This is a genomic window from Streptomyces sp. NBC_01190 (genome assembly GCF_045039895.1).
Classification (GTDB): domain Bacteria; phylum Actinomycetota; class Actinomycetes; order Streptomycetales; family Streptomycetaceae; genus Actinacidiphila.
In genome coordinates this window covers 5,481,356-5,506,796 of the sequence record NZ_CP108580.1, presented here as the reverse complement: position 1 = coordinate 5,506,796, position 25,441 = coordinate 5,481,356, and the positions used below count along the sequence as shown (strand labels likewise).

21 protein-coding genes are annotated in these 25,441 nt (G+C 73.2%); 9 read left to right on the top strand and 12 right to left on the bottom strand.

Features of this window, described 5'->3' with window-relative positions; genetic code table 11:
- The first annotated feature begins 173 nt into the window (after positions 1–173).
- On the top strand, positions 174–3,239 hold the full coding sequence (locus OG519_RS23230) for a flippase-like domain-containing protein (RefSeq protein WP_405587227.1): 3,066 nt from the start codon (positions 174–176) through the stop codon (positions 3,237–3,239).
- A 120-nt stretch (positions 3,240–3,359) separates the two neighbouring features.
- On the opposite strand, the gene moeZ is transcribed toward OG519_RS23230, so the two are convergent.
- The 6 genes from moeZ to OG519_RS23200 form a co-directional block, all read right to left on the bottom strand.
- A complete protein-coding gene (gene moeZ, locus OG519_RS23225) occupies positions 3,360–4,538 on the bottom strand; it encodes an adenylyltransferase/sulfurtransferase MoeZ (RefSeq protein ID WP_405587225.1) in 1,179 nt (392 codons plus the stop codon).
- Between the two features lie 259 nt (positions 4,539–4,797).
- Positions 4,798–5,736, bottom strand: a complete 939-nt coding sequence (locus tag OG519_RS23220; RefSeq protein WP_405587222.1) for a spherulation-specific family 4 protein — start codon at positions 5,734–5,736, stop codon at positions 4,798–4,800.
- Positions 5,724–6,635 carry an NAD-dependent epimerase/dehydratase family protein gene (locus tag OG519_RS23215; protein WP_405587221.1) on the bottom strand — a complete coding sequence of 304 codons (912 nt, stop codon included), beginning with the start codon at positions 6,633–6,635 and terminating at the stop codon, positions 5,724–5,726. Before OG519_RS23215 ends, OG519_RS23220 begins: the two co-directional genes overlap by 13 nt.
- 999 nt (positions 6,636–7,634) lie before the next feature.
- Positions 7,635–8,900: a glycosyltransferase gene (locus OG519_RS23210; RefSeq protein WP_405587218.1), complete on the bottom strand. Its 1,266-nt coding sequence runs from the start codon at positions 8,898–8,900 to the stop codon at positions 7,635–7,637.
- A 268-nt stretch (positions 8,901–9,168) separates the two neighbouring features.
- On the bottom strand, positions 9,169–10,701 hold the full coding sequence (locus OG519_RS23205) for a DUF3152 domain-containing protein (protein ID WP_405587216.1): 1,533 nt from the start codon (positions 10,699–10,701) through the stop codon (positions 9,169–9,171).
- 8 nt (positions 10,702–10,709) lie between these two features.
- Positions 10,710–11,765: an alpha/beta fold hydrolase gene (locus OG519_RS23200; RefSeq protein WP_405587214.1), complete on the bottom strand. Its 1,056-nt coding sequence runs from the start codon at positions 11,763–11,765 to the stop codon at positions 10,710–10,712.
- 193 nt (positions 11,766–11,958) lie between these two features.
- Between OG519_RS23200 and OG519_RS23195 the strand changes: the two genes are divergently transcribed.
- The 4 genes from OG519_RS23195 (at position 11,959) to OG519_RS23180 (ending at position 14,025) form a co-directional block, all read left to right on the top strand.
- Complete coding sequence (locus OG519_RS23195) at positions 11,959–12,279, top strand: hypothetical protein (protein ID WP_405587212.1); 321 nt, start codon at positions 11,959–11,961, stop codon at positions 12,277–12,279.
- Positions 12,280–12,598: 319 nt separating this feature from the next.
- Positions 12,599–13,240, top strand: a complete 642-nt coding sequence (locus OG519_RS23190) for a TetR/AcrR family transcriptional regulator (protein WP_405587209.1) — start codon at positions 12,599–12,601, stop codon at positions 13,238–13,240.
- Between the two features lie 153 nt (positions 13,241–13,393).
- Entirely contained in the window at positions 13,394–13,624 is a 231-nt protein-coding gene (locus OG519_RS23185) for a DUF3107 domain-containing protein (RefSeq protein WP_405587206.1), read from the top strand.
- Between the two features lie 143 nt (positions 13,625–13,767).
- Positions 13,768–14,025 carry a hypothetical protein gene (locus OG519_RS23180; protein WP_405587203.1) on the top strand — a complete coding sequence of 86 codons (258 nt, stop codon included), beginning with the start codon at positions 13,768–13,770 and terminating at the stop codon, positions 14,023–14,025.
- 145 nt (positions 14,026–14,170) lie between these two features.
- On the opposite strand, the gene OG519_RS23175 is transcribed toward OG519_RS23180, so the two are convergent.
- Positions 14,171–14,911, bottom strand: coding sequence for a ferritin-like fold-containing protein (locus OG519_RS23175; protein ID WP_405587200.1), 741 nt, complete (start codon positions 14,909–14,911; stop codon positions 14,171–14,173).
- Positions 14,912–15,434: 523 nt separating this feature from the next.
- On the opposite strand from OG519_RS23175, the gene OG519_RS23170 reads away from it, so the two are divergent.
- The 3 genes from OG519_RS23170 to OG519_RS23160 all read left to right on the top strand — a co-directional run bounded on the left by OG519_RS23170 (position 15,435) and on the right by OG519_RS23160 (position 19,239).
- A complete protein-coding gene (locus OG519_RS23170; protein ID WP_405587197.1) occupies positions 15,435–17,666 on the top strand; it encodes a DEAD/DEAH box helicase in 2,232 nt (743 codons plus the stop codon).
- Between the two features lie 413 nt (positions 17,667–18,079).
- Positions 18,080–19,006 carry an alpha/beta fold hydrolase gene (locus OG519_RS23165; protein WP_405587195.1) on the top strand — a complete coding sequence of 309 codons (927 nt, stop codon included), beginning with the start codon at positions 18,080–18,082 and terminating at the stop codon, positions 19,004–19,006.
- A 92-nt stretch (positions 19,007–19,098) separates the two neighbouring features.
- The gene (locus tag OG519_RS23160; protein WP_405587192.1) at positions 19,099–19,239 is read left to right on the top strand and encodes a hypothetical protein; all 141 of its coding nucleotides are present in this window, start codon (positions 19,099–19,101) and stop codon (positions 19,237–19,239) included.
- Positions 19,240–19,375: 136 nt separating this feature from the next.
- Here the strand turns inward: OG519_RS23160 and OG519_RS23155 are convergent, their stop codons facing one another.
- The 4 genes from OG519_RS23155 to OG519_RS23140 all read right to left on the bottom strand — a co-directional run bounded on the left by OG519_RS23155 (position 19,376) and on the right by OG519_RS23140 (position 22,634).
- Positions 19,376–19,984: a MarC family protein gene (locus OG519_RS23155; RefSeq protein WP_405587190.1), complete on the bottom strand. Its 609-nt coding sequence runs from the start codon at positions 19,982–19,984 to the stop codon at positions 19,376–19,378.
- 176 nt (positions 19,985–20,160) lie between these two features.
- Entirely contained in the window at positions 20,161–21,021 is an 861-nt protein-coding gene (locus tag OG519_RS23150; protein ID WP_405587187.1) for a PHP domain-containing protein, read from the bottom strand.
- A gap of 125 nt (positions 21,022–21,146) precedes the next feature.
- Complete coding sequence (locus OG519_RS23145; protein ID WP_405587185.1) at positions 21,147–21,785, bottom strand: DUF6758 family protein; 639 nt, start codon at positions 21,783–21,785, stop codon at positions 21,147–21,149.
- Between the two features lie 189 nt (positions 21,786–21,974).
- Complete coding sequence (locus OG519_RS23140; protein WP_405587182.1) at positions 21,975–22,634, bottom strand: suppressor of fused domain protein; 660 nt, start codon at positions 22,632–22,634, stop codon at positions 21,975–21,977.
- 380 nt (positions 22,635–23,014) lie between these two features.
- Here OG519_RS23140 and OG519_RS23135 point away from each other — a divergent pair, with 380 nt between their 5' ends.
- Entirely contained in the window at positions 23,015–24,148 is a 1,134-nt protein-coding gene (locus OG519_RS23135; RefSeq protein ID WP_405587179.1) for a magnesium and cobalt transport protein CorA, read from the top strand.
- A 47-nt stretch (positions 24,149–24,195) separates the two neighbouring features.
- Here OG519_RS23135 and OG519_RS23130 read toward each other — a convergent pair whose 3' ends face one another.
- Complete coding sequence (locus OG519_RS23130) at positions 24,196–25,179, bottom strand: DMT family transporter (RefSeq protein WP_405587176.1); 984 nt, start codon at positions 25,177–25,179, stop codon at positions 24,196–24,198.
- Between the last annotated feature and the right edge of the window lie 262 nt (positions 25,180–25,441).

Here is a 25,441-nt window from a genome sequence, read left to right as displayed (position 1 = left end):
CATCGTCCGGGCGGTGACAGGTGATACGAGATCAAGAAGAGGCGACAGGGGAGATGCGGGGCGCAGAGGAAGCCGGAGACGCACCCCGCGCCCATGCGCCGCTGCCCTCGTCCGCGACGGGTGCCGCGGCCGCGCCGGCCTCCGGCACGGGGCCGGGTCCGGCCCCGGGTCCGGTGTCCGCCGCGGGCTGGGAAGCAGGTCCCGCGTCCGGTTCCGGCCCGGGATCCGACGGGGGATCCGGCTCCGGGGCCACGCCCGGCCCGGCTGCCGGCCACGCCGTCGACCGTGCTGATCACGCCACCCACGCCGAGAACGGCGGCCCGGTCGGTGGCGACCCCCGCGCCGCCGGGGACGCCGCCGCGCCCCGTACCGGTTCGCACCGGTCCCCCGACCCCCGCGGCGCCCGGAAGGACGCCACGGGCCCCCGTACGGGCTCGCACCTGGCCCCCGACGACGGCGTGGGCGCCGGCGCGGACGGGACGCACCCCGAGCAGCCGGACGGCCCGCCTCCCGAGGCCTCAGGGCGTAAGGATCACGAACCGCACGGCAGCACCGAGGCCGACAGCGGAGGCCCCGCCGCCAAGGACCAAGAGGCCGAGGCCTGCGACGACGCGGTGGCCAGCGAGGCCGGTGCCACCCGCCTGCCCGTCTCCGGCGACGAGCCGCTGCTCGCCGCCCGCGTCCACCGCCCGGCCGACCTGGTGCGCTTCATCGTCGGTCTGCTCGGTATCGCGGTGGTGCTCGGCATCGCCTGGTTCGCGCACGCCACCACCAGCGGCCTGGAGACCGACATCTCCAAGGGCGCCCACCACACCCCCGACGCGCTGGCGTCCGTGGCCGGTCTCGCGGCGAGTGTCGCCGTCCTGATCGTGCCGGTCGCCTTCGCGGTCGAACGGCTCGCCAAAAGGGACGCCCTGCGGATCGGCGACGGCGTGCTGGCGGCCGTCCTCGCCCACGGCACCGCGCTCGCCACCGACCTGTGGGTGAGCGACTCCGCGCCGCACGCGATCCGGATGGCCCTGTCCCACAACGCGCCGTCCGGCATCGGCATGACCGACCCCGTACACGGCTATCTGGCGCCGGTGATCGCCTATGTCACCGCCGTCGGCATGGCGCGGCGCCCGCGCTGGCGGGTGGCGCTCTGGTTCGTCCTGCTGCTCGACGCCTTCGCGGTGCTGGTCGGCGGCTACACCACGCCGTTCTCGATCGCGGTGACCGTACTGATCGGCTGGACGGTCGCCTACGGCACGGTGTACGCGGTCGGCTCGCCGAACGTCCGCCCCACCGGCCAGAATCTGCTGGCCGGGCTGCGCCGGGTCGGCTTCGCGCCGCTGACCGCCCGCCGGGTGCTCGACACCGGCCCGGAGAACGCCGACACCGACCGGGGCCGCGGCTATCTCGTCACCTTGGAGGACGGGCCGCCGCTGGACGTCACGGTGGTCGACCGCGAGCAGCAGGCGCACGGCTTCTTCTACCGCACCTGGCGGCGGCTGTCCCTGGTCGGCGGCCTCACCCAGCGGCGCAGCCTGCTGTCGCTGCGGCAGGCTCTCGAACAGGAGGCGCTGCTGTCGTACGCGGCGATCGCGGCCGGCGCCAACGCGCCCAAGCTGATCGCCACCTCGGAGCTGGGCCCCGACGCGGTGATGCTGGTCTACGAGCACATCGGCGGCCGGCGGTTCGACAAGCTGGCGGACGAGGAGCTGACCGACCCGCTGCTGCGGGAGGCGTGGACGCAGGTACGGGCGTTGCAGTCGCGACGGATCGCGCACCGGCGGCTCGTGGACGAGTCGCTGCTGGTGGACCGGAACTCCCGGGTGTTCCTGACGGATCTGCGCGGCGGCGAGATCGCGGCCGGCGACATCCTGCTGCGGCTCGACATCTCCCAGTTGCTGACCACCATGGCGCTGCGGGTCGGCCCCGAGCGGGCGGTGGCGTCGGCGCTGGCCGTGCTCGGGCCGGACGCGGTGGCCGCCTCGCTGCCGCTGCTCCAGCCGATCGCGCTGAGCCGGACCACCCGGAGCCGGCTCAAGACGCTGGGCCGGCAGCGGGCGCAGCGGGAGCGGGACGCGGTGCTCGCGGCGTCCGCCCTCGGGCGGGAGGGGCGCGAGCACAAGCGGTCCCACGAGACGCGGGACGAGCAGGACCCCAGCCTGGTCAAGGGGGTCTCCAAGGCGAAGCGCAAGGCCGAGGACCGGGCCGAGAAGCGGGCCATAGAGGACGCGCTGGAAGAGGTGCGTGAGGAGGATCTGCTGTCCCGGATCAGACAGCAGGTGCTGTTGATCCGCCCGCAGGCCCCGGTCGAGCCGGCCCGTCTCGAACGGATCAGGCCGCGCACCCTCATCACGGTGATCGCCGGCGCCTTCGCCGCGTACTTCCTGCTCTCCCAGCTCAGTTCGGTGCCGATCGGGCACGCGGTCGCCCACGCGGACTGGCAGTGGGCGGCGCTCGCGGTCCTCGGCTCGGCGGCGAGCTATGTGGCCGCCGCCTGCGCGCTGTCGGGCTTCGTGCCGGAGCGTCTTTCGTTGCTGCGTACGGTGCAGGCGCAGGTCGCCGGGTCCTTCGTGAAGCTGGTGGCGCCTGCGGCGGTCGGCGGGGTGGCGCTCAACACCCGCTACCTCCAGAAGGCCGGGGTACGGCCGGGACTCGCGGTGGCCAGTGTCGGCGCCTCGCAGCTCGTCGGGCTGGGCGCCCATGTGCTGTTGCTGCTGACCTTCGGCTACATCACCGGCACCGAGAAGACACCGTCGCTGTCACCGTCCCGTACGGTCATGGCGGGCCTGCTCACCGTGGGTGTGCTGGTGCTGGTGGTCACCGCGGTGCCGGCGCTGCGGAAGTTCGTCTCGACGCGGGTGCGGGCGCTGTTCGCGGGGGTCGTGCCGCGCATGCTGGATGTGCTCCAGCGGCCCGCGAAGCTGCTCACCGGCATCGGCGGCACGCTGATGCTGACGGTGTGCTTCGTCATCTGCCTGGACGGCTGCGTCCGCGCCTTCGGGGGGCATCTCAGCTACGCGGCCATCGCGGTCGTCTTCCTCGCGGGCAACGCGCTGGGTTCCGCGGCGCCGACCCCTGGTGGCGTCGGCGCGGTCGAACTCGCGCTGACCGGTGGGCTGATCGCGGCGGGACTGCCGAAGGAGGTGGCCACCCCCGCGGTGCTCTTCTTCCGGCTGCTGACCTTCTGGCTGCCGGTGCTGCCCGGCTGGTTCTTCTTCACCTACATGTCCCGCAAGGGCGAGCTCTGACGGCACGTCCTAAGGCACCGGGCACGGCGACACGGGTGAGGGGCGGCACCACTTGGGTGCCGCCCCTCACCCGATGCGATGACCGGGTAAAACGTGCCGGCCCCGGCGGGGCCGGCCGGTCTAGTAGACCGGCTTCTCCGGCTCGACCGTGTTGACCCAGCCGATGACGCCGCCGCCGACGTGGACCGCGTCGGAGAAGCCCGCGGACTTCAGTATGGCGAGCACCTCGGCGCTGCGGACACCGGTCTTGCAGTGCAGCACGATGCGCTTGTCCTGCGGCAGGTGTTCGAGGGCGGAGCCCATCACGAACTCGTTCTTCGGGATCAGCCGGGCACCCGGGATCGAGACGATCTCGTACTCGTTCTGCTCGCGGACGTCGATGATCTCGATGTTCTCACCGTCGTCGATCCACTCCTTGAGCTGCTTGGGAGTGATCGTGGAGCCGAGCGCGGCCTCCTGGGCCTCCTCGGAGACGACGCCGCAGAACGCCTCGTAGTCGATGAGCTCGGTGACCGTGGGGTTCTCGCCGCAGACCGCGCAGTTGGGGTCCTTGCGCACCTTGACCTGGCGGTAGGTCATCTCCAGGGCGTCGTAGATCATCAGCCGGCCGAGCAGCGGCTCACCGATACCGGTGAGCAGCTTGATCGCCTCGTTGACCTGGATGGAGCCGATGGACGCGCAGAGCACGCCGAGGACGCCGCCCTCGGCGCAGGACGGGACCATGCCGGGGGGCGGGGGCTCCGGGTAGAGGCAGCGGTAGCAGGGCCCGTGCTCGGACCAGAAGACCGACGCCTGGCCGTCGAAGCGGTAGATGGAACCCCAGACGTACGGCTTGTTCAGCAGCACACACGCGTCGTTGACCAGGTAGCGGGTCGCGAAGTTGTCGGTGCCGTCGATGATCAGGTCGTACTGGGCGAAGATCTCCATCACGTTGTCGGCTTCGAGCCGCTCTTCGTGCAGGACGACGTTGACGTAGGGGTTGATGCCCTTGACGGTGTCCCGGGCGGACTCGGCCTTGGAGCGGCCGATGTCGGCCTGGCTGTGGATGATCTGCCGCTGGAGGTTCGACTCGTCGACCTCGTCGAACTCGACGATGCCGAGCGTGCCGACACCGGCCGCGGCCAGATACATCAGAGCCGGCGAGCCGAGACCGCCGGCGCCGACGCACAGCACCTTGGCGTTCTTCAGCCGCTTCTGCCCGGACATGCCCACATCGGGAATGATCAGGTGACGTGAATACCTGCGGACCTCGTCAACGGTGAGCTCGGCGGCCGGCTCGACCAGGGGTGGCAGCGACACAGAGACCTCAGCAATACGGTTGGTCGGTCATCAGATTCATCAGGGTTGATCAGGTTGATCGGGTTGAGCGGATCGATCGGGGTGATCAGGCTGATCGAGGTGACCAGCCTGATCGGGCTGATCAGAGTGCTCGGGCGGGGGCGGGCACGTGCCGCACCCGTCCACGCCGAACCCTGTAACACTGCCACGCCCGTCTTCATTCCGAGACCCTGGTCCGAAGGTCGAGACGCCGGCCGCTCGCATGGTGGGCGACCGGCGGCTACCGCCGTCCGCGGACCTTTCGTCCGACCTTGTTCCAGTATCCGGGCAGCCCGGCCCATGGATCGACGCCCGCCCGGTCGGTGCGGTCGGTCAGCCACACGGCGCCCGCGCCCAGCCGGTCGGCGATCCGCAGCGCGTCGTCCAGATGGACCGCGGGCAGGGTGTGCACGAAGTGGACGAAGCGGGCCGGCGGCTGGGCGGCCGTCCACTCCGGCAGCTCCGACCAGCGGTAGCGGTTCCAGGGGCCGTTGAAGGTGACGAGCTGGTCGGCGAAGTCGGCGTACTCGGGGCAGGGGTGCACGTTCGGCGCGAGCACCACGGGGCGCCGGGCGCGGGAGGTGGCCGCGGGCGGGGCGGCGCCGAGCAGTGCCCGTAGCGCCGTCACCACCTGCCGGCACTCGGCGGCGTGGGAGCGCAGGGTGGGCGCCTGGTTCAGGTAGAAGCCGTCCACCCGGTACCACTCCAGATAGCGCGCGGCGTCGGCGAGCAGTTCGGCGGCCGACCGGAGTCCGTAGGCCGCGTCGAGCAGTCCGAGGAGTGGGACGCCGTTCTCACGGACGCGGCGGACCGCTTCGCCGTAGAGCGGGTCGGGCCCGGTGCCGGGTCCGTGGGCCACGTCGAAGGCCACCCAGTCGAGCGGCACGCCCGGCCGGGCCAGCTCGGCCCACTCGCCGGGTGCGACCAGCGGGTGCGCGAGGGGAGGCGCGGCGAGCGGGGTGCGGGGCGGGGGCGGCCCGGCGGGGGCGGGGGTACGGCCGGGGGCGGGGTGCGCCGCCGGTGCGGGGGCGGCCGCAGGTGCGGGGGCGGATCCCGGTGCGCCACTCGTCCCGGCCCGCCGCCCGCCCGGATGGGGAGCGGGCCCGGCGGCCGGAGCCGATCCGTTACGGGCCCCGGCCGGCGGGGGCTCGGCCGACCGGGGCCTGATCAGACGCGGCACGCCGCCTCCATCCACACATCGGCCAGTGACTCTTCCAGGCCGATCCGGGGGCGCCAGCCGAGCCGGTCGCGGGCGGTGCGTACGTCCGCCTGCTGCCACGAGCCGCAGCCGTCGGGGTACGGGGGCTGGGCGGGCCCGGGCGAGGGGTCGTCCAACTCGTGCAGCACCCCTTCGTACCCGGCGACATGCGCGAGGGCGGCGGCCATGTCGCGCAGCCGCACCGCCCGGCCGCTGCCGATGTTCACCACGCCCTGGGCGGCGGAGAGCGAGGCGGCGTGCACGGCCCGGGCCACATCGCGCGCGTCGATGAAGTCGCGCTGCACGCCGAGGCCGCCGAGCTTCAGCTCCGGGTCGCCGTTCTGCATGGCGCGCCGCAGGGTTTCCGCGATCCGGCCGAGCGGTGAGCCGGTCGGGGTGCCCGGGCCCACCGGGCTGAACACCCGCAGCACCACCGCGTCGAGGCCGGAGCCGAGGACGAGTTCGGTGGCGGCGAGTTTGCTGACGCCGTACGGGCCGCCGGGCCGGGGGGAGGCGTCCTCCCCGGTCGAGGAACCGGCGGGCGAGGGGCCGTACTCCGAAGCGCAGCCGACCTGGACCAGGCGGGCGCCGACCGAGCTGCGCCGCATCGCCTCGCAGATGGTGGCCACGGCGACGATGTTCTGCCGGGTCAGGTCCCTGGCGTTGCCGCGGATGGCGCCGGCGCAGTTGATCAGGACCCCGGGGTGGACGGCGTCCAGGTAGCGGGCGAGCACGCCGGGCGCGCCGCTGGACAGGTCGAACCGTACGTCCGACTCGTCGCTGCGCCCCAGCGCGGTGAGCTGCACCGCGGGGTCCGCGAGCAGCCGTTCCGCGACATGCCGGCCGAGGAATCCGTCCGCGCCCATCAGCAGCACCCTCATCGTGCGCCTCCCCGGGTGTGCGGGGGGCGGGGGGCCGGTGGGGTGTTCGCCGGGTTCGGCGGCAGAGGAATGGGGCGGTGGCTGGTCACGGGTTCTCCTGTTTCAGTGATAGGGAAGTCGGGTGCGGGTCGGGCCCGCACCGGGCCGAGGCCCGGGGCAGGACGCGGAGCGCCTGGACGACCAGGGCGAGGGCGGCGAGGACCGTCCCCTGCCGGGTGGCAGCGGAGGGTGGCCGCGGGCAGGGTCAGCGCCTGGGCCGCACAGGCCACGGCGAGGCCGTTGCGGGCGAGGCGCGGATGGCCGTGCCCACCGAGCACCCGGGCGGCGAAGACCAGCACCCCGGCGGGCCAAGGGCCGCCACAGGCTGGCGCTCCACCGCAGCACGGCAGACCACGCGCCCGAAAACCCCGCCCGCGCGCGCCCGGCCAGCAGCGCCAGCCAGGCCGACCGGCATACGGGCACGCGCCACAGGCAAGGCCCCAACCCCCGCCCACCCAAAGTCCCCGCCCACCCGGGCAGGCCCGACCAGAGGGACAGGGGCCGCCGCAGGCTCGCGCTCCACCACCGCACGGCGGACCTCCCGCCCGAAAACCCCGCCCCCACGGACCCGGCCAGCAGCGCCAGCCAGGCCGACCGGCATACGGGCACGCACCACAGGCAAGGCCCCAACCCCCGCCCACCCAAAGTCCCCGCCCACCCGGGCAGGCCCGACCAGAGGGACAGGGGCCGCCGCAGGCTCGCGCTCCACCGCCACGCGGCGGACCACGCACGCCAAGACCGCACCCCCACCGGCGGGGGCGGCGCTGTCGGACGCTGCGCGGCGAGCCGCGGCGGCGTGGGGGATCGCGGCGGCAGGCTTGCTCTCCGCGTGCGGCGCCGGATGGGGCACCGCAACCGCGCGGGCGGGTCCGGTTGCGGCGGGGGCCGGGGTTCTCTGCGGTGGCGCGGGAGCGAAGCCGTGGTAAATCGATTCGGCAGGCGGGGGTGGGTCGGTGGGGGTCATTGGTGGGAGCCTCCGGAGGTGGGGGATCCGGCGGGGGTGGCGAAGGGGCGGGGGGTGCCGGCGGCGTCTCTGGGGGGCTCGCGGTGGACCGGGTGCCGCGCGACGACCGCGAGGTAGCTGTCCCGGAGTGCCTCGACGCGGCGGGCCGTGGTGGTGAGCGCGAGCGCCCGTTCCCCCGCCGCCGTGCCGAGCCGTGCGGCCCGCTCCGGTCCGCGCGGCAGTTCGAGCGCGGCCTCGACGAGCGTCTTGGGGTTGCGCGGCGGCACCGCCAGCCCCGTGCCGCCGATCACCTCTCGGACCGCCTCCACATCGGTGGACACCGTCGGCCGCCCGCGGAACACCGCCTCCGCGAGGCTGAGCGGAAAGCCCTCCGCGCCGCTGGACAGCACCACCACATCGCCTGCGGCGTACGCGTCCGCCACCTCCGGCGAGCCCGGCGAGCCGATCTCCTCGAAGCCGACCGGGCTCTCGCCCACGGCGTGCCGTCCGGCCACCTCGTGCGGGAAGAGCTGCGCGGCCAGGTCGCGGCAGCGCCACGGATAGGGCGCGGACCGCTGATCCGTGGTGCGCGGGTGGAAGATCCGCAGCCGTGCCCGCGGCTCTTCCCGGCGTATCGCGTGGAAGGCGTGCGGCAGCGCGATCAGGTCCTTCGCCGGGTCGGGGCGGCCGACCCGGGTGAGCGTGGGGTCGGCGTGCGCGGTCGGCGCCGCCTCGGCAGCCTCGCCCACCCGGGAGAAGCGGGTCGCGTCGGTACCGGGGTGCGGCGTCCGCAGCCGGGCCACAGCCGCCCCGCACCGCTCCTGCCGGCGCCGCCCATGGGTGGAGCCCTGGGTGACCAGCAGCCGGTAGTACTCGCCGAGCGCCACCCCTACGGCGGCCGGGAGGGCGGCGCGATGGGCGAGCGGCGCCTCGCGGGGCCCGGATTCCCGTTCGCCGGTCGGCGCGGCGGGGAGGTCCGCGTAGTGCTGGGTGGACTCCGAGTGCCGGGTGAACGCCGAGCGCCGAGCGCGGCGGGTCCGCCGGGAGGCCGGCGAGGCGGTACGCGCCGCGCCGGCCGGACCGCCCCACAGGCGCTGGGCCCGCACCCGCCGTACGGGCGAGGGGGGTTGGACCCGTCCGGCCGCCTCGGTCCGGGCGGAGCGGCTCAGCGCGGGGACGTGGACGTCGTGGTGGCCGAGCCCGCGCACGAGCCGGTCGCACCACGCGCTTCCCTCACCTCGCGCATACGGATAACCACCTTCGGTGAGCAACGCGATCCGCACGTGTCCGCCTCCTCTCGCCGTGCCGGGTCAGCCCTGGTCCACTGCCGGTACGGGCGGGCGCCGCGCTCGTCCTGCCGCGCGGCGGGCGCGACGGCCCGGCGCGAAGACGGTATTCCGGTACGACGGGGGCGCGACGGACGGTTGTCCGTCGCGCCATCAGAAGGGGTGAAGTGCAGTAACTTCTGCCACGGACGCGCGTTGAACTGACCTGAGGTTTCTCCGTCGTCACCTTCCGCAGTGCTTTGCGGTCCGCCCAGCGGCGGGCGGGTTACGGGAAGGGCCAGGCGTTCGGCTTGCAGGTGGGGCCGCCGTCGAGGGAGAGGAACTTGGTCTGCTGCATCATCACCGGCGCGAGCGCGCCCTCCTCGGGGCAGCCCACATGGCCGTGGCCGAGCCGGTGGCCGACCTCGTGGTTGATCAGCATCTGGCGGTACTCGTGCATCCGCTGCGGACCGAAGGTCTCCGCGCCCTCCGCCCACCGGTAGGCGTTGATCATCGTGCGCGGAGTCGACGCCGAGTCACATGACACGTTGTCGACGGTGGTGTCCAGACCGCTTTTCTCGCACCACTTGGCGGTGGTACCGGGACTGGCGAGGGTAACGACGATGTCCGCCGGGCCGGTTGACACCCGCTCGAAGGTCATCGTGCCGCCGTGTCCCCAACTGCGCGGGTCGTTCAGGGTGGTGAAGACGGCCTGGCTGAAGAGGCCGGCGTCCAGCGGCAGTCCCTTCTCCACGTCCACCCGGAACCGCATGACCTTCCCACGGCCCGGCGCGGCCTGCCGCCCGGGGACGGTGGTGAAGGCGCCGGACAGCGCGAGCTTCGGGTCGAGGGGGTAGGCCTTGGCCATCGACTGGTCGTAGTCCAGCGGTGAGGCGGCGACCGACGGGGGCGACGAGGGGGTGCCGGCGGCGCTCGGCGCGTCGTCGCCGGCCGAGGTCGGCGCGGCGCCCTTGCCGGGGGCGGGCGTGTGGGCTTTCTCACCCCCGACGAACTGGCTGCCGACCACCACGGCGAGCACGGTGACGACCGCGGCGGCCGCGATCCCGCTGATCGTCCGGCCCTTTCCGCCGCTCTTCTCGCCCTTCTCGCCCTTCTCGCCCTTCTCATCTTTACCGGGCCCGCCGGCCTTGGCGGCCTTGTCAGCCTTAGCGGCCCGGTCAGCCCTGGCGGCCTCGTCGCCACGAGCGGTTTCCGCCGCCGTACCGATTTCTGACGCCTCGTCAGCTTGAGCCGAACCCGGACCGCCCGCCGGGCCCGAGCCGTTTCCCGGCGCCGATACCCGCTGGGACGGCACGCGCGGCCGGTCCTGCGGCCGTGCGACGGGCGGCGCGTCGAAGGCGTCCACGTACTCCTGCTTCGGGCGCGAGCCGCCGGGCCCGGTGGCCTTCCGCGGCCCGGACAGCGCCGTCCCGGAGAACCCGCCGGTGTCGTACGGCGGCCAGTCCGTGGTGTCGAGCGGCAGCTCCTCGGACGGCGGGGTGCCACGACCGGGGCCCGGGGTGGTCCAGCCGCCGGGCGCGCCCCAGGCCGCGTGTTCGCGGTGCTCGGGATGAGCCTGCGGCGGCACGTTCAGCTCCTGCGGTCTGATCACCGCGAAGCCGCCGGTGTCCTCGGGCGAGTCCGCCCGCCGCCGCCGTCCGCTGCCGGGAACACCGGGTGCGCCCGGAGTCCGGGGTGGCACCGGGCGCCGGTAGACACCGCCGCCTCCCGGGCCGCCGAGGCCTCCCGCCTCGGGACCCGCGCCCCTTATCGGGCTGTCCTGGCCGTCCTGGCCACCCGTCGCGCTGTGCTTGCCCACGCCCTCGATCAGCTCCTGGTCGCTTCGGTCGTCGGACTCGTCGCCGGACCTCCGGCGCCCGTCGGAAGCGTACGGTCCGCGACCTCGTACAGCAGATCACGGACGGACCGGGCGACCAGTTCCGGGTGCTCCATCATCGCCACATGGCCGCTGTCCGGGATCATCAGCAGCCGTGAGTCCGGGAAGGTCCTGGCGGCCCGGCGGGCCATCCGCGCCGACACCAGCTTGTCCCGGCCGCCGTAGACCAGCAGCGTCGGCGCCAGCACCCGGGCGGCCTGCCGCCACAGCGCGTGCTGGCCGCCGAGGGTGTAGGCGTTCACCATGCCGCGGGTCGAGCGGACCATCGCGTCCCAGAAGTACGGCAGGGCCATCGCCCGCTCGTACTCACGCGCCGCCTCGGCGCGGGTCGGCTCGTCCACGGCGTTCGGATCGCCGTAGCACAGGGCGATCAGCGCGGCCGTGCGCTGGTCCATCGACCAGCCGCGGGTGGCACGTACGTAGAGCGCGGGCAGGCCCGGCAGCGCGCCGAGGGCGGTGGGCAGGGCGGAGCGCTGCGGCGGCACCTCGGGCAGCGCGGGCGAGATCAGGGTCAGGGTGCGCACCAGGTCGGGCCGGGCGGCGGCGACCTTCACCACGACCGCCCCGCCGAGGGAGTTGCCGAAGAGGTGCACCGGACCGCGCGCCTCGGCGTCCAGCAGCCGGATCACCGCGCGGGCGTGACCGGCCGGTGAGTAGTTCCCGTCGTCGGGCGGCGGTGAGTGGCCGAAACCGGGTAGGTCGAGCGCCTCCCCCGCCAGCACGTCGGCGAGCTTGGCCATCAGCACCGACCAGTTCAGCGAGGAGCCGCCGAGACCGTGCACGAAGAGCGCCGGCGCGCGCTCCCCCTGACCGCCGCCGGAGCCGCCGCCGGTGGGGCCGCCAAGCGGCCCGGCCTGCGAGCGCACCACCAGGCTGAACCCGGGAAGCTCCACGGTGCGCACCGATTCCCCGGCCGCGAGCACCGGTCCCGCCGGGGGTACGGCCGCGGGGGAGACGGCCGCTTGAGCAGACTCGGTCGTGGGCATGCGCCAATGTTACGAGACGATCACGCCCTCGATGGTGTGTTCCCGGCCATGAGCGGTGAGAAGCCCAGTAGCGCCGACGCGGGCGCCGAGCAGTGAAGGACACCGGCAGGCACGAGACACCGAACAGACCACGTAACAGGCCGCGAAGGACACGCCGCGGCCAGGGAGAGGAAGCGCCATGTCCAGGAATATCGTGGACATCGCTGATATCGCGGGCTTCGAGCAGGAGACGGCCGCATTCAACGATGCAGACGGTGCAGGCGGCGCGGAGCACGCGAAGGACGCGGCGGGGAGCGGGCCCGAGCCCGGTGGCGACACCGGCGGCGGCACCGACCTCGATCTTGAGGCACCTGAGGCCGACGTCGCCGAGCAACGCGCCGAGGCCGTACCCGACGCCGAGGAAGAGGCGGCGCAGGCCGGGGAAAACCCCGCCGAGGACGACATGGAGGTCGACCCGGCGGACGCCGCCGAACAACGCCGACCGGTCGCGCTCGACGACGACGACTATCGTTGACATATCGCTGACACAGCGCTGACATAGCGCTGACCTACCGAAGAATAGTGCCGACCTAGCGCTGACATATCGCCGGCATCGCCGCTAGCGCCGCCACCCCCGGTCCCGCAGCTACCCCAGAGACGGCTGATGCTCCTGTTGTCCCGGCCGCCGGACCGCTCGGCGGAGCGCCGAAACCGGGGCGTAACCCCCGAAGGGCCGCCGCCGCGCGGTTCCAGGAAATGAGAATGTCCCCCCGCGCGGCCCACAGGATCGTTACCGAAAAGTACGATGGCTGGGCGGAGTCCATACATTCCTTCACCACAATTCGGGAGGCGGCGTGACAGCCATCGAGCAGACTCAGGCGCGGCCGCGAGGGACCCGCCTGCCCCGTCGGGCCCGGCGCGAACAGCTCCTGGGCGCGGCGCAAGAAGTCTTCGTCGCGCAGGGCTACCACTCCGCGGCCATGGACGACATCGCCGAACGCGCCGGGGTCAGCAAGCCGGTGCTCTACCAGCACTTCCCCGGCAAGCTGGAGCTCTATCTCGCGCTCCTGGACCAGCACTGCGAATCGCTGCTCCAGTCGGTACGGACCGCGCTCGCGTCCACCACGGACAACAAGCTGCGCGTCGAGGCGACGATGGACGCGTACTTCGCCTACGTCGAGGACGAGGGCGGTGCGTTCCGGCTGGTCTTCGAGTCGGACCTGACCAATGAGCCGGCCGTGCGCGAGCGGGTCGACAAGGTCTCCTTGCAGTGCGCGGAGGCGATCAGCGAGGTCATCGCGGAGGACACCGGGCTGGCCCGGGAGGACGCCATGCTGCTCGCGGTCGGTCTCGGCGGCGTCTCGCAGGTGGTGGCGCGCTACTGGCTGGCCAGTCGCAGCGAGGTGCCGCGTGACACCGCCGTGCAGCTTCTCACCTCGCTGGCCTGGCGCGGCATCGCCGGCTTCCCGCTGCACGGCGCCGAGGGCCACCACTGATCACCGGCCGCTTCCCGCGGGCCGACGCCGGCCGACTGTTCGCTCACGGCGTGGGCGATCCACGGATTCCGGCCGGTCCGGCGGGGCTAGTCTGTGCTGGGTACGGCGCGATCATCCGCGCACACCGCCAGACCATTCGGAGGTAAGGAAGCCGTGGAGGTCAAGATCGGCGTGCAGCACGCGCCGCGCGAGATCAACATCGAGAGCGTGCAGTCGGCTGACGAGGTGGAGAAGGCCGTCGCCGACGCGCTGGCCAGCGGTTCCAAGCTGCTGACGCTGGTGGACGAGCACGGCCGCAAGGTCCTGATCCCCGCCGACCGCCTCGCCTACGTGGAGATCGGCGAGCCGGCCGCCCGCCGGGTCGGGTTCGGCGCGTCGCTCTGACGCAGGGAATTCATGGAGGCGGCAACCGGTTGTGACCGGTTGCCGCCTCTCTGTTTCGCCGCCGGCCGCGAAGGGGATGAGGCATCTGCACGCCGCCGGGGCATACCGGGCCGTTACGTCTACGGATTCGATGGGGGATCAGGATGCTGTGGGAAGCCGTCACCTACGCCGCCCTCGGACTGGCCGTCACCCTGGTGGCGACCCAGCTCTTTCCGGCCCGCCTCCCCCGCAGTCCGCTCGCCCTGGCCACCGGTCCGGCCGCCGCCCTCGCCGGCGGCCTCGTGCTCCGCACCATCTTCGGCGCCGGCCGACTGGAGATGACGGTTCCGGGCGCCCTGGTGGTCTCCGTGGCCCTGCTCAGCCTGCTGGCCCGCCCGGGCCGGCCGTCCCACGTGGCCTGAGGCTCGGTCCGCGGCGGCCGAGCGGGCAGTCCGGCCCAACGGCGGACGAGCCGTGCGGCTTCCATCGGGCGCCGCCGGTGACCGTGCCACGACGGTCCGGCCGCGGGTGTGGGGGTGCGGGCTGCGGCAGGGGTGTGCCGGCCGGTTACGCGGCCAGGCCGAGGGCTGCCATCCGCTTGGTGTGCGCCTCGGTGATACGGGAGAACATCCGGCCGACCTCGGCCAGGTCGAAGCCGTCGGCGACGCCGCCGACCAGCATCGTGGACAGCGCGTCGCGGTCGGCCACCACCCGCTGGGCCTGGGACAACGCCTCGCCCATCAGCCGCCGGGCCCACAGCGCGAGCCGGCCGCCGACCCGGGGCTCGGCCTCGATCGCGGCCCGGACCTTGCCGATCGCGAAGCCGGCGTGCCCGGTGTCGTCCAGTACCGCGAGCACCAGGGTGCGGGTGTCGGAGTCGAGCCGGGCCGCGACCTCGCGGTAGAAGTCGGAGGCGATGGAGTCACCGACATACGCCTTGACCAGGCCCTCCAGCCAGTCCGAGGGGGCGGTCTGCCGGTGGAAGTCGTCCAGCGCCGCGCCGAAGGGCAGCATCGCCTCGTTGGGCGCCTCGCCGATCTCCGAGAGCCGGTCCCGCAGCCGCTCGAAGTGGTGGAACTCGGCCGCCGCCATCGCCGCGAGCTCCGCCTTGTCCTCCAGCGTGGGCGCCAGCTTGGCGTCGTCCGCGAGCCGCTCGAACGCGGCGAGTTCGCCGTACGCCAGCGCGCCGAGCAGATCGATGACAGCGGCCCGGTACCGCGGGTCGGCGGCGGCGGCGTCCCAGTCCTGCGCGGCGATGCCGGTGGCCGGGGCGGGGGCGGGGGCGGTGATCTCGTCAGGCGTCTCCATGCTGCGCACAATAGCCAAGTCCCACCCTCGGCCCCCACCGCCTGCCCAAAGACCTCCCGCCACACCCCGGCAGGGCATCCGCCGGCCTCCGCGAGGCAAGGGGCCGCATCCCATGACGCCCCAAACGAAACAGCCACCCGCCCAGCCATCCCGCCCGCCCCCACCGCCTGCCCGAAGACCTCCCGCCACCCTCACGGAGGCAAAGGCCGAATCCGATGACGCCCCTAACGAAACATTTGATCGGGTGCAGCTACGTGTTTCCGGGGTAGAGTGGTATTGCACCCGTCGGTAGTCGGTTCCACTTCCGTGCGTCCGGCGGGCGACGTGTGCAACACCAGGATGCCCGGTCGGTGGCCCGATCGGCTCCGAACCGACCGCCTTCCCGCCATCGGGAGGGGCCCGCTCGCGGCATGAGCGAGGGCAGCGGTCCCGCGCTCCACAGCCCCTTTCGGCTGTACGACTCCCCTGCGCGGTCAGCGTCCGGCGTCATTCTCTTCTCGGCGCTCCGGTTGCTCGACCCCCCTTGCCACACAGTGCCGCGTCTCACAGAAGAGGCAACATCCTGACCACCACGACTTTCCGCAGTCTCGGGATCCTCGCCGAGACCGCCGAAGCCCTCGAAGCCGTCGGCATCATCACCCCCTTCCCGATCCAGGAGATGACGCTCCCCGTCGCCCTCGCGGGCAACGACGTCATCGGCCAGGCCAAGACCGGCACCGGCAAGACCCTCGGCTTCGGCCTCCCGCTGCTCGAGCGGGTCGTCGTCGCGGCCGACGTGGACGCCGGCCGGGCCACGGCCGCGCAGCTCGCCGACGGCCCGCAGGCGCTCGTCGTCGTCCCCACCCGCGAGCTGTGCCAGCAGGTCACCAACGACCTGCTCACCGCGGGCAAGGTGCGCAACGTCCGGGTCGCCGCGATCTACGGCGGCCGTGCCTACGAGCCGCAGGTCGAGCAGCTCAAGAAGGGCGTCGACGTGGTCGTCGGCACCCCCGGCCGCCTGCTCGACCTGGCCGGCCAGAAGAAGCTCAACCTGAAGAACGTACGGGCGCTCGTGCTGGACGAGGCCGACGAGATGCTCGACCTGGGCTTCCTGCCCGACGTCGAGAAGATCATGGGCATGCTGCCGGTGAAGCGGCAGACGATGCTCTTCTCCGCCACGATGCCCGGCGCGGTGATCGGCCTGGCCCGGCGCTACATGTCGCAGCCCACCCACATCCGCGCCACCGCGCCGGACGACGAGGGCGCGACCGTCGCCAACACCACCCAGCACGTCTTCCGCGCCCACTCGATGGACAAGCCCGAGCTGGTCTCGCGGATCCTCCAGGCCGAGGGCCGCAGCCTGGCGATGATCTTCTGCCGCACCAAGCGGACCGCCGCCGATGTCGCCGAGCAGTTGGAGAAGCGCGGCTTCGCCTCCGGCGCGGTCCACGGCGACCTCGGGCAGGGCGCCCGTGAGCAGGCGCTGCGCGCGTTCCGCAACGGCAAGGTGGACGTCCTGGTCTGCACCGACGTCGCCGCCCGCGGTATCGACGTCGAGGGCGTCACCCACGTGATCAACTATCAGACGCCCGAGGACGAGAAGACGTACCTGCACCGTATCGGCCGCACCGGCCGGGCCGGCGCGTACGGTACGGCGATCACGCTGGTGGACTGGGACGACATCCCGCGCTGGCAGCTCATCAACAAGGCGCTGGACCTTCCGTTCAACGACCCGGAGGAGACGTACTCCACGTCTCCGCACCTGTACGAGCTGCTGAAGATCCCGGCCGGCACCAAGGGTGTGCTGCCGCGGGCCGAGCGCACCCGGGCGGGTCTTGACGCCGAAGAGGTCGAGGATCTGGGCGAGACCGGCAGCCGCAACGCCGCCGGCCGTGGCCGCCGACCCGCCGGGAACCGGCAGAGCGCGCCCGCCGAGGAGCGCCCGGCCCGTACCCGCGCCCCGCGCCAGCGGCGCCGTACCCGGGCCGGTGAGGCCGCGTCGCCCGCGACGACCGAGGCGGCCGTCGCGATCTCGGCTCCGGACGCGCTGGAAGCCCAGGACGCGGTAGCCCTTCAGGCCGGTACGGACGCGGCCCAGCCCGCCCGTACCGCGCCGCGTCGCCGTCGCCGCACTCGTTCGGGCACCCCGGGGAGCGCGACCGCGTCGGCGGTCACCACGCAGGCGCCGGTCGCCGATCGTGACACGGCCGAGGTCGTCGCCGCGCCGGTGACCCCGGTCGAGCAGTTGGCCGAGCAGCCGGCCGAACCGGTGGTCGAGCAGGCCGTGAAGACCCCGCGCCGGCGGACCCGCAAGGCTGTTGCCGAGCCGGTCGCCGAGCCGGTGGCGGAACCCGTGCTCAGCGTGGTCGAGGCCGCTCCGGTGACGCCGGTGGAGCCCGCCGCCGACGAGGCCGTGAAGACCCCTCGCCGCCGCACCCGCAAGGCCGCCGCCGAGGTCCCGGCCCAGGCACCCGCCCCGGTCGTCCCGGTCGAAGAAGCGGTCCCGGCCGAGGAGGCTCCCAAGGCTCCGCGTCGCCGGACCCGCAAGGCGGCGGCGACCGCCGAGGTGTCACCTCCGGCCGCCACTGCCGAGCCCGCCGCCGAGGAGGCCGTGAAGACCCCCCGCCGCCGCACCCGCAAGGCCGCCGCCGAAGTACCGGCCCAGGCACCCGCCCCGATCGTCCCCGTCGAAGAAGCGGTCCCGGCCGAGGAGGCTCCCAAGGCGCCCCGCCGCCGGACCCGCAAGGCCGCCGCGGTGGAGGCCGAGGCGAGCTGATCCGCCGCCACCCGCACCCGTAACACCCGCAACGCCCCCGGCCACCAACCGGGGGCGTTCGCCATTCCGGCGGTCCCCACACACCCGCTCCCCCGCGGGCCGGAGGAGCCAGACGCCGGGCCGACCACCGCCAGGGGGCGGGGAGGCGAAGGGACAGCACCCCAAGCCCCAGCGCCCAGCGAACCCGCTCCCTTGCGGGCCGGAGGCCCGGATGCCAGGCCGACCGCCGGGAGAGGCGGAGGGGCCCCGGGACAACCCCCGGGGCGGCGCCCCGGCGGCCCGCCCGCACGGCGCCGCACCCCGCACGCACACCGGCGCCCCGCAAACCCGCTCCCCCGTGGGCCGGGGCACTGACGCCGGGTCGGCCGCCGGGAGGCAACCTCTCGGACATACGCGGCGCGTAATCTCACCGCATGAGTCGACCATCTACCCTCGGCCTTCCGGCGAACGTGTCAGCCGGGCGGCTGGAGACGTCCCGGGGAGCCTTTGCGGTGCTCGACGCGGCGCCCGATCCGGCCGTCCGGCCGCTCGGCACGGCGCTGCTGGTGCCCGGGTTCACCGGCAGCAAAGAGGACTTCCTCGATCTGCTGGACCCGCTGACCACCGCCGGATACCGGATCGTCGCGGTGGACGGCCGCGGCCAGCACGAGTCGGCCGGCCCCCGGGACGAGGCCGCGTACGCGCAGGACCGGCTCGCCACCGATGTGATCGCGCAGGGCGCCGCGGTCACCGGGGCGTACGGTCCCGGTCCGCTGCATCTGCTGGGCCACTCGCTCGGCGGCCACATCGCGCGGGCGGCGGTGCTCGCCGGGGGTCCGGCGCCGTGGACCTCGCTGACCCTGATGAGTTCGGGGCCCGCGGAGATCGCCCCCTCGCAGCAGATCCGCACCCGGCTGCTGGTGGAGCACCTGCCGACGATGGACATGGAGACCGCCTGGGTGGCGATGCGGCAGATGGACGCCGCGCACGCGGCCGAGGACCCGTCCGTCACCGACTCCGCGCTCGACAGCGGCGATCCCGCCTGGCTCGAAGAGTTTCTGCACCGTCGCTGGGTGACCACGGTTCCCGAGCAACTGATCGCCACCGCGAAGCAGTTGATGACCGAACCCGACCGGGTCGCCGAACTCGCCGCCGTACCGCTGCCCAAGCTCGTACTCTCCGGCGAAGTGGACTACGCCTGGCCGGTGTCGGCCATGGACGCGATGGCCGTCCGGCTGACCGCCGACCGGGTGGTGATCAAGGGCGCCGGGCACTCGCCGAACGCGGAGCGCCCGCTGGAGACGGCCGCCGCGCTGGCCGCCTTCTGGGGTGGGGCCACCGCTTCCGCTACCGGTGAGTAGCGCGGATCCGGAAGATTTCATTAGCGTGGGGAATGTTTCGAAGGGGGCTTTGGTTGACCACACATATAACGAGCGACGAAGGGAGAAGCGTCATGCGCTTCGAGATCATGCGGCTCGACGACCGCAACGGCAACGCCATGGAGCGCACCGTCGTGGATGCCTCCGCCGTCAACAAGATCGTCCAGCAGGCCGCTGCCATCGGGCAGCGGATCTACATCCGCCCGGCCGACTGACCCGGCCGCGGCATCCCCAGCCTCATCCCGTAGTAGCCCTGGTTCACGTAACGGCGCCCCGTACCAATGGAGTACGGGGCGCTTTCGCGTGCTCCGCACCGCCCCGCCTCACCCCGCCGGTACCAGGGGCGCCCGCTCAGCCGTCCCCGTGGATGAAGCCGAAGATGCCGTTGGCCACCGACTGCACCGCGATCGCCGAGAGCAGCATGCCGGAGAGCCGGGTCACCAGCACCACGCCGCCCTCCTTGATCAACCGGATGATGGCCAGCGAGTAGCGCATCACCAGCCAGAGCACCACGTGCATGGCGATGATGGCGGACCACACCGACGCCTGTTCGTCCACACCGTGGGCCTTCTGCACCGCCAGGATCACCGTGACGATCGCGCCGGGCCCGGCGAGCAGCGGCATGCCCAGCGGCACCAGCGCCACATTGACGTCCTTGGTCTGGGTCGGCTCGTCCGCCTTGCCGGTGAGCAGATCCAGCGCGATCAGCAGGAGCAGCAGCCCGCCGGCCACCCGCAGGGCCGGCACCGACACATGCAGATAGTCCAGGATCTGCTGCCCGCAGATGCCGAAGACCGTGATGACCCCGAACGCGACCGACGCCGCCTGCCAGGCCATTCTGCGCTGCACTTTGCCCGCCCGCCCCGAGGTGAGGGCGAGGAAGATGGGCGTGATCCCGGGCGGGTCCATGATCACGAACAGGGTGAAGAAGACGGACCCGAACAGGGTTATGTCGAACATGACGGGGACTTTCGTTTGTGCGGGTGGTACGAGGGGCGCCGAGGTCGGGCGCCGGGGCGGGCCACCGGTCGGCGGACCGGGAACCGGAAGACGGAAACCGGCACGGGAACGGGGCTCGGAAGACAGAAGAGAAGACAGGAGACGGGACAACGGGTCGAGGCGGGCCGGCCAGGTCCCTAGACGGCGCTGATCGGCACCGCGCCGGTGGCGCGCCGGGCGATCTCCCGGTAGACCTCCGGGTCGGTCAGACACGCGCCGAGGGCGACCGTCTTCCGGCTGCCGTGGTAGTCGCTCGACCCGGTCACCAGCAGGCCCGACTCATCGGCGAGGGAGCGCAGTCGGGCCCGGGTCGGCTCGTCGTGGTCGGTGTGGTCGACCTCGATCCCGTCGAGGCCCGCGGCGGCGAGCTCCGCGATCACCGCCTCCGGCACGGTCTCACCGCGCTTGTGCGCGCCCGGGTGCGCGAAGACGGTGACGCCGCCCGCGCCCTTCACCAGCCGTACCGCGTCGAAGGGGTCGAGTTCGTGCTTGGGCACGTACGCCCGCCCGTCGTTGGCCAGCCACTCCGGCGTGAAGGCGGCCGAGACGCTGTCCACCACTCCCGCCTCGACCATGGCGGTGGCGACGTGGGGGCGCCCCACGGAGCCGTCCCCGGCGATCTGGGCGACCCGCTCCCAGGTGACCGGGACGCCCAGCTCCTGGAGTTTGGCCACCATGCCGCGGGCGCGGGGCACCCGGTCGTCCCTGACGAGTTCGCGCTCGCGGTCCAACTCGGGCTCGGCCGGGTCGAAGAGGTACGCCAGCATGTGCATGCTGATGCCGCCGATCCGGCAGGACAGCTCCGCCCCGGTCACCAGGGTCGGCCCGCCGGGCCCGAGTTCGCGCAGCGCCGCGGTCGCCGCCGGGTATCCGCCGGCCGTGTCGTGGTCGGTGAGCGCCACCACGTCGAGACCGGCCGCGGCGGCGTTGCGCACCAGCTCGGCCGGCGTGTCCGTACCGTCGGACGCCGTGGAGTGGGTGTGCAGGTCGATACGCACGGCACGGGCTCCTGAGGCGGCGGTAGGGTCGGATAACGGAATCGAATGATCAACACGAAGGATGAACAGTCAGCGTCAGGATAGCGTCAACGTTGCACCTTTGATTCCCAGGCGCCCGCGCCACCTCAGGCCAGCAAGCGTGGGGACAGCGCCCCGCACGGCAGCAGATCCACCTCCGCGCCGGCGTCCCGCAGATCGGTCAGCACCAGCTCGTCGTACATCAGCAGTCCCGTCTCCTCCGGCCAGACGATCGCCCACAGCCACAGCCCGCGCGCCTCGCCCGCGAAGACCGCCCGGTCGTCGGGGGTGTGGCTGACGTTCCACAGCGCGGTGGGGCGGCCGGCCGCGAGCACCTTCGCGTGGGCCGGCTTGTCGACGCACATGTCGGGGCCCGGATCAGGGCCCGGGATACCCGCGTAGCGCGCGCCGAGGCCGACGCCGAGTTCCTCGGCGACGAGCATCAGCTCACCGGCGCCGCCGAGCGGTCCGGGCCCCGAGCAGGTCACCGCGGTGGCCCGGCCGCCGCTGCGGTCGTCGCCCGCGGTGGCCACTCCGGAGAAGAGCCAGCCGACCGGCAGCGGCCACGGCATCCACACGGGCACCCGGGAGCGGTGGGAGACCGCGCCGAGCGCTTCCACACTGGGCGGCACGACGGGCTGGAGCGGGTGGACGCTCCCGTGGGCGTCGCACTGCCACGCATCGGCGAAGAGACCGGGCGCCCGGACCCTGCCACCGCACTTCGGGCAACTGGGTTCACCCCTCATAGCGCCCCACGGTCCTCCCGGACCGTGCCCGCGTCAAGGACGATCACCTGTCCGAGCCGGGCGCGTTCCGAGCACCCACCGAATGCCCTACGCCGAACGGACGGCGCACGGGCGTACGGAGCGTCGCGGCCGGGCATCGGGCCGCGCCGGCTCCCCCGCGCGGGAAGCGGGTGGCGCGGGTCCGGGCGCTCAGTCGTCGAGGTCGTCGAGCCGGACCGAGGTCCGCAGGGGATCGCGCAGGTCGGTGCCGTGCGCCAGCCAGCGCTCCTGGAGGGCGGCGGCGCCGTGCACCCGCTTCCAGGCGGCTTCGCTGGGCGTCATCGGCAGCAGCGGCAGGAAGCGCACGGGGTCCATACCGCCGCCGGGCGCGCCGGCCACCCCGGCCAGCCCGGCCAGCCCGGCCACCTCATCGAGATCCACCCCGTCGAGATCGAGATCCGGTACGAGCCCGCCGCTCTCGGCGACCAGCACCGCGGTGAAGGGCGCGCCGGGCCAGAGCGGCTCGCCGACCTCCAGCGCGCTGCCCGGCGCCACCACCACACCCTCCACCTGGGGTGACGCGGCCAGTGCGGCGAGCGGCCGAAGGATTTTGTCGGTGTCGGCGCGACCGGCGCGGACCGTGACCAGCAGCTCGGCCCGGGGCCCGCGGACCGGATCCGCCACGGTCGCGAGGGGGTCCGCCATGGGCTGCGCGGACATGCCAAGAGTTACGTATCGCCGCAGGTCACCGTCGTTGTAGCGGAGGACCTCGATGCGCTCCGCACCGAGGAAGGTGACGGCGGCGCGGGCGTCCGGCGGACCGAGGGCGGACCGCAGCCGGGCCTCGACCAACGGTGTGACATCAGGCATACCGAGAGCTTAAAGCGCGTATCGATGCTGCTAACCGCGGTAGCGGGCGCGCGGCGGCTTGCTAAAGTGGGGGCTTCGCGCGTACGTCATCCCCCAGCGGGGAACGGCCGGAGGAGGTGGGGACTGCATGGATCCGAGTCGACCGTGCAGTACCGGCCGCTCTTCCGCGCGCCACCTCGCGAGCTGAGTCCCTCCTCAGCCTTCGGTCAGGCCCCCGCGTTCCATACCCGGCCCACCGGGCCCGAAACGCGTGATGTCACGGCCTGCCCGCGGTGTACTCCCGCGTCGGAAGAGCGCCCTGAACTGCTTGTGATCAACCCGTCCTGATCAGCAATTCAGTGCGGCGCCATGCCGTAGGCCAGTCCGTGAAGGAGCTTGCCATGTCGATGATCCGTGATCTGCGCGCTGTCGTCCGTCCCACCCTGCGCCGGCCCACCGAGTCCTACGACTACGGCTCGACGCCCGAACCCTCGGTGCTGAGCAGCGCGGTGGTGGACTGCGCGGTCTACCGCGACGGTGTCAGGTACGGCGACGACGTCGGCCTGCGCGAGGCGCTGCGCATGGTGCGGGCCGGCCGCGGCGGCGACCAGTGCGACGGCAGTGACGGCTTCGTCTGGATCGGCCTGCACGAGCCGACCGAGCAGGAATTCGCCGGGATCGCCCAGGAGTTCGGGCTGCACCCGCTGGCCGTCGAGGACGCGATCCACGCCCACCAGCGGCCCAAGCTGGAGCGGTACGACGACTCGCTCTTCACCGTCTTCAAGACCATCCGCTATGTCGAGCACGCCGAACTCACCGCCACCAGCGAGGTGGTGGAGAGCGGCGAGGTGATGGTCTTCACCGGCCGCTATTTCGTGATCACCGTCCGGCACGGCGGCCATGGCTCGCTGCGGTCACTGCGGCACCAGTTGGAGGACGACCCGGAGTTGCTCGCCAAGGGACCGTCGGCGGTGCTGCACGCCATCGCCGACCGGGTGGTGGACGACTATCTGGCCGTCAGCGAGGCCGTGCAGGACGACATCGACGAGGTCGAGATCGATGTCTTCTCGGCGACCAGCGGCAAGGGTCGCGGCGGTGACGCCGGGCGGATCTACCAGCTCAAGCGCGAGGTGCTGGAGTTCAAGCGGGCGGTGTCGCCGCTGCTGCGCCCGATGCAGATGCTGGGCGAGCGGCCGATGCGGCTGATCGACCCGGAGATCCAGAAGTACTTCCGCGATGTCTCCGACCATGTCGCCCGGGTGCACGAGCAGGTCACCGGCTTCGACGACCTGCTGAACTCGATCCTCCAGGCCAACCTGGCGCAGGCCACCGTGGTGCAGAACGAGGACATGCGCAAGATCACCGCCTGGGCGGCGATCCTGGCCGTGCCGACGATGATCACCGGCGTCTACGGCATGAACTTCGACACGATGCCGGAGCTGCGCTGGAGGTTCGGCTATCCGGCGGTGCTCATCGCGATCGTCGGGATCTGCTTCGCCATTCACCGCGGTTTCCGCCGCAACGGCTGGCTGTAGGCGGCGGCCCCGCGGGGTCGGACCGGCTGGGGTCGGGCGCGCCGGGGTCAGGCCGGCTGGGCGCCCTTCCGGCGGTCGGCGAGGATCACCAGGGCCAGGCCGCCCAGGATCACGCCGAGCGCCGGATAGGCGGCGGCCGGCGGGGTCTGGCCGAGCCACAGCGCGGCGATCAGTGCCGCGCCCGGTGTCTCCAGCAGGATCGCGGTCGAGGTGGTGGCCGGGCCCAGGCCGCGTACCACCCGGTTGAGCAGCGAGTGCCCGAGCAATTGGGCGGCCACCGTCAGCGCGACGATCTTCAGCCAGGTGGTGCCGTCGTAGCCGCCGAGCGCGGAACCGGAGACCAGGCAGGCGGCCAGCAGGACGACGGCCGTGGTGCCGTAGCAGACGAAGGTGTACGCGGTGGTGCTCGCCGTGCGCCGCACCTCGGCGCCGAGCAGCATGTATCCGGCCGCGGCCAGGCCCGCGCCGAGGGCCAGCGCGTCACCGGCCAGCGCCCTGGTGTCGGTGGACAGGTCGATGCCGGTGAGGATGAGCACGCCGACCACCGCGAGCCCGGTACCCGCCCACACCAGGCCGGGCGGCCGGTGGCCGCGGATCCGCAGGATGAGGGTGGTCCATATCGGGGTGGTCGTGCACAGCGCGGTGGAGGTGGCGACCGAGGTCATGCCGAGGCTGGGCAGCCAGAGCCCGAAGTGCAGGGCGAGGACGACGCCCGCCGCGAGCGAGAGGGCCAGCGCCCGGCCGCCCATGTGCCGCAGTTCGCCGCGGTGCCGCCAGAGGGCGACCGGGCTGAGCACGCCGACGGCCATGGCGTTGCGCCAGAAGGCGATGGCGAGCGCGGGGGCCGTGGTGGCCGCGATCAGCGGGGCCGAGAGCGAGACGCCGGCGAGGGCGAGGGTGAGGAGCATGAAGTCCAGCCGCCGCCCCGCCGCCAGGTCGTCGGGGCCGGCCGCCGTGCCGGTGGCCGACCGCGCCGTCAGGTCCGCCGCCGGGTCGGCGGTCGGCACGGCGCTGCTCTGCGGGGCGGTCACGGGGCTCCTCGGGCGGTCGCGATTCGGCTGCCGCGGGTCACGGGCGGCCGACGGCGTCCAGCGTAAGGCCCATGGCACACCCGAGCACCTGTCGTTCCCCCTCAGGCCATCCCCGAGGACCGGCCGCCTCGCCAGCCGGGCGGTGAGCCGTCCGGCGCACGGCCCCGCGGACGCCGGGTGCCGGGCCCGCTCCCCTCAGACCGGTTCCGGGGACCGGCCACCCCGGGGACGCCGAGTACCCGCCCGCTCCCCCTCAGACCGC

What these genes read in the sequence shown, in the direction of transcription:
- OG519_RS23180 (WP_405587203.1), top strand. Translation starts at nt 13,768, where the DNA reads ATGCTGTGGGAAGCCGTCACCTACGCCGCCCTCGGACTGGCCGTCACC.
- OG519_RS23215 (WP_405587221.1), bottom strand. Translation starts at nt 6,635, where the DNA reads ATGAGGGTGCTGCTGATGGGCGCGGACGGATTCCTCGGCCGGCATGTC.
- OG519_RS23165 (WP_405587195.1), top strand. Translation starts at nt 18,080, where the DNA reads ATGAGTCGACCATCTACCCTCGGCCTTCCGGCGAACGTGTCAGCCGGG.
- OG519_RS23155 (WP_405587190.1), bottom strand. Translation starts at nt 19,984, where the DNA reads ATGTTCGACATAACCCTGTTCGGGTCCGTCTTCTTCACCCTGTTCGTG.
- OG519_RS23160 (WP_405587192.1), top strand. Translation starts at nt 19,099, where the DNA reads ATGCGCTTCGAGATCATGCGGCTCGACGACCGCAACGGCAACGCCATG.
- OG519_RS23145 (WP_405587185.1), bottom strand. Translation starts at nt 21,785, where the DNA reads ATGAGGGGTGAACCCAGTTGCCCGAAGTGCGGTGGCAGGGTCCGGGCG.
- OG519_RS23175 (WP_405587200.1), bottom strand. Translation starts at nt 14,911, where the DNA reads ATGGAGACGCCTGACGAGATCACCGCCCCCGCCCCCGCCCCGGCCACC.
- OG519_RS23200 (WP_405587214.1), bottom strand. Translation starts at nt 11,765, where the DNA reads ATGCCCACGACCGAGTCTGCTCAAGCGGCCGTCTCCCCCGCGGCCGTA.
- OG519_RS23135 (WP_405587179.1), top strand. Translation starts at nt 23,015, where the DNA reads ATGTCGATGATCCGTGATCTGCGCGCTGTCGTCCGTCCCACCCTGCGC.
- OG519_RS23140 (WP_405587182.1), bottom strand. Translation starts at nt 22,634, where the DNA reads ATGCCTGATGTCACACCGTTGGTCGAGGCCCGGCTGCGGTCCGCCCTC.